Source organism: Candidatus Hydrogenedentota bacterium (genome assembly GCA_019695095.1).
Taxonomy (GTDB): Bacteria; Hydrogenedentota; Hydrogenedentia; order Hydrogenedentales; family SLHB01; genus JAIBAQ01.
Genome location: JAIBAQ010000377.1, coordinates 1 through 2,904, shown reverse-complemented (window position 1 = coordinate 2,904; position 2,904 = coordinate 1). Strand labels below are relative to the sequence as shown.

The window sequence follows — 2,904 nt, the reverse complement described above, 5'->3', positions numbered from 1 at the left end:
TCGGGGCTCCGTTGGGGCTTTCAACTGAGACCTGAACATCTTGGATGTTCCGAAAAAGGGCGCTCGGCGACCTCGTGCTATGTGGAAATTACTACCCCGCCGGAACATACGAAACATTCGGGCGCGACCAAGCCCAAGCGGCCACACGGACAACAAGCGGAGTTCCTGAATGCGGTTCGCCAAGCTGTCAGCGACTTGGGCTCACCTCTTCCGCAAGGATCGCGTTACCCCATCGGGCGCGAAGGTGTGACCAGGGAAACGGTCAGAAAATACGCGGAGAAGCTCGGGTTTTCTGACGGAGCGACCGAGGCCAGCAAGCGTTCGATGATCAACCGGCACATCCGCACGTTGGCCGGAAATGGGCATCTTGGGCAGCACGGCGATCTTGTTTGGCTACTCGGATGAACCGCACGCGAAACAACCGAAACAAGCCTGAACATTCTCAAATGTTTCGGCCGGGCGGCGTTGGAACGAGAGGCGGAACATGCGGAACACACTCCAGTAGGAGTGTTCCGATGTTTCGCTGTTCCGAGCCGTACAAGCCTCACAGTTTTCAAGACTGAAGGGAGACGGAGGACCAAACGATCAGCCCAAGGTGCATTTGCTCAAACTCTTTGTGCGGACATCCGCCAACGGGAGGCGGTACATGAGCGGAAAGCTGGGCAGCGCCCGCGTCATCGCCTTCATGGCCAAGAACATGTGGAATTTGTTCGTCGAGCCCGGCGACAACAACGGCCGCCCTGCTGGGCAACGATGCTACTCGGGCCAACGCTATTCGGCCCTGCTCCGGGTTTGGGGAGACGGTCTCGCGCTTGCGGCGGTGAACGCTTCCGCTCAGCCGCAGCAGCAACCGCGCGGTCGGCGCCAATTGTCGAACCCGCGATGCGATTCATCGCCCCGGTCACGCATTCTCGAGTTCTAGTCAACGAACGTGCAGACGAAAGGACTAAGTCAATGAACGACCACAATAGCGAACTACTCCGCATCCTTTACGATCAGAAAGAAGAATGTCTAGGCGTGATCGAAGTAGCGAAAGGGCTGCTCGATAAGCTTGAATGCCAGATTGCAATTGTAAAAGCCAACAGCAGTTCTGAACCGGAAATTATGCCCGTGCAGTTTGATAAGAGTAAAATGCATTAGGGTTCGGGTTAGCGGCAGACAAGACGTTACCGATGAAGACGCCTGTTCGCGAAGTACGCACAGCAGCGGCCTCGGCCCAGAAGCGGCTAATGGCTTAACTGACTATGAACACAGGGACAATCGCACGTCGCCAGCGTTACGTCGGCCAATTGGCGTATAGGCTCGATTCAGTGCATGTTATATTAACGGCGACTAAGGCGTAACGGAGAGCTAATCAGGATGGCGGTACCTTCGAAGGAGACATACTCACCTCAAAAGGCTGAAGGCGAAAAAGCAGCAGCAGCCGCTCACGGCAAGCGGCGCGCCAAGGACGAAGCCGATCAGTCTCGGGACCCATCTTGGCCTGCCAGCTACGCGCCCGATCTCGCCACGCGCATCCTCGTCCGCATCGAGCGCGGCGACAGTCTCAAGCAGATTGAGGACACAGAGCCCGGCGCCCCTCCTCGCTCGACCATCATGCGATGGGTCACGGAAGACGTGCACGGCTTTGCTGAACGCTACGCGCGCGCGCGCGAAACTGCCCTCGACGTGATGGCGGAAGACATCCTCATCATCGCGGACGACCACAATCTCCGCTTCGACCCCGCGCAAGTTCAGGCCGCCAAGCTCCGTGTGGACACGCGTAAATGGCTTCTGTCCAAGCTCGCGCCGAAGAAGTACGGCGACCGGCTCCAGGTGGATGCGACGGTCGAGCAACGCTACAGCACGATGGACGACCGTGAGCTGCTAGCGACGATGCGTGACCTGGCGGAGCGGCTGCAATTTACGATGCCGTCGACGCTGCCGATGTTCCTCGGCGTTGATGAGCAGGACAAGAACGCGATCATGCCCTTGGGTGAAGGTCCGATGATGAGCAGTGACAATATCAAGGTCATCGGCGGGCCGATGGACGGGCAGGTAGTCGGCTGGCGCCGCTCGGTCGTGATGGTCCGCCGCGAAACTCCCAACTCATTGAGTACGCCGGGCTGGACCGTCGACGACAAGCCGCGCAAGGAGGTGATGTTCGTCTACGCCCGCTTCTCGCGTCCCTCGGGCTCGTTCTACGCCCCGCGCGACTGGACCTGGGACGACATCATTGCCCAACTAACGAAGCATTCCACGCCCGATGGGCTCTCGACATAGCCGTGCGCTTCACCGGCCCCTTCGCCACCGTCACCGACATCACGCGGCTCGGCGTCCGTCACGCGGCCGTCTGGTGCCGCGCCTGCAACCATTGGGCCGAACTCCCACTGGCTCGCTTCCCGCCGTCCATGTCCTTTGTGGCTATTCGGCGCCGGCTCCTCTGCACGAGTTGCGGCCGCCGCGACGCGATCGAATGCGATCCCGATTGGCGGGACTACCACCCGGGCGGACGCATGTAGATCTGGGTTCCGTTAGGGCGCGCCGCACGTGCGTAGTTCGACTGATGTCCCGTTCAAGCTATATGACGTTACGTCGCATTCCCTACAGAGGGGGAACCGGTCACCCTGCGCGTGCCTCGCCATGGCCCGTTGCGGGGTGACCTTTTTGGTGGGCGGGAAGCCGGTGACGGCGGCGCCAGTCATAGCACCCATGCCCGACATTCGCGGCGCGCCGGCGCCCGCGCGCAACAAATGTTGCGCATACCTCCGGTAGCGTTGCTTCGAAGTACACGCCCGCGCCGCGAAGCGCATACTTGTTCAACACGCCAGCTGTGACGTCCCCGAACGGTATGCGCGGGCGCGCGTGCGCCCGAGAAGACCCCGCGCCGGCCGTTGTTGCCGGTCTTATTTCGTGCAAAGTTCA

Annotated in this window: 4 protein-coding genes; all 4 read left to right on the top strand. The window is 60.5% G+C overall.

The window, feature by feature from the left end; genetic code table 11:
* Positions 1-405: hypothetical protein (locus K1Y02_26600; GenBank protein MBX7259953.1), on the top strand; the 405-nt coding region annotated here is incomplete at its 5' end.
* Between the two features lie 241 nt (positions 406-646).
* Complete coding sequence (locus K1Y02_26595; GenBank protein MBX7259952.1) at positions 647-922, top strand: hypothetical protein; 276 nt, start codon at positions 647-649, stop codon at positions 920-922.
* Between the two features lie 32 nt (positions 923-954).
* Complete coding sequence (locus tag K1Y02_26590; GenBank protein MBX7259951.1) at positions 955-1,140, top strand: hypothetical protein; 186 nt, start codon at positions 955-957, stop codon at positions 1,138-1,140.
* Between the two features lie 219 nt (positions 1,141-1,359).
* Entirely contained in the window at positions 1,360-2,262 is a 903-nt protein-coding gene (locus K1Y02_26585) for a hypothetical protein (GenBank protein ID MBX7259950.1), read from the top strand.
* Positions 2,263-2,904: the final 642 nt, after the last annotated feature.

Coding starts and splice junctions, on each gene's coding strand:
- K1Y02_26585 (MBX7259950.1), top strand. CDS start 1,360: ATGGCGGTACCTTCGAAGGAGACATACTCACCTCAAAAGGCTGAAGGC.
- K1Y02_26590 (MBX7259951.1), top strand. CDS start 955: ATGAACGACCACAATAGCGAACTACTCCGCATCCTTTACGATCAGAAA.
- K1Y02_26595 (MBX7259952.1), top strand. CDS start 647: ATGAGCGGAAAGCTGGGCAGCGCCCGCGTCATCGCCTTCATGGCCAAG.